The 521-nt window shown below is 48.0% G+C and carries 1 protein-coding gene; it reads left to right on the forward strand.

The window, feature by feature from the left end:
• Window position 1: 1 nt before the first annotated feature.
• Window positions 2-521 (forward strand): flavodoxin-dependent (E)-4-hydroxy-3-methylbut-2-enyl-diphosphate synthase (locus tag R7P74_RS29295; protein WP_318124243.1); only part of this gene is annotated, 520 nt, incomplete at its 3' end.

Genomic DNA, 521 nt, shown 5'->3' on the forward strand with positions numbered 1-521 from the left:
TGTGGGTGATGTGCCAATTGGTGATGGTGCGCCAATTGCCGTACAGTCAATGACTAACACTCGCACGACTGAAGTGGAAGCGACAGTCGCACAAATCCGAGCACTAGAAAAAGTCGGCGCAGACATCGTCCGTGTTTCAGTACCAACGATGGAAGCAGCAGAAGCGTTTAAGCTGATCAAACAGCAAGTATCTGTTCCTCTGGTTGCTGATATTCACTTTGACTACCGTATCGCACTGAAAGTCGCGGAATACGGCGTCGATTGTTTGCGTATCAACCCAGGTAACATTGGTAACGAAGAGCGTATTCGCTCGGTTGTTGATTGTGCGCGTGATAAGAATATCCCGATCCGTATTGGCGTTAATGGCGGCTCTTTGGAAAAAGATCTGCAGATGAAATACGGTGAACCAACGCCTGAAGCCCTAGTTGAATCAGCGATGCGTCATGTGGATCATCTCGATCGTCTTAACTTTGATCAGTTCAAAGTCAGCGTTAAAGCATCGGATGTATTCCTCGCGGTTG

The sequence above is a fragment of the Vibrio sp. 2033 genome (genome assembly GCF_033339735.1).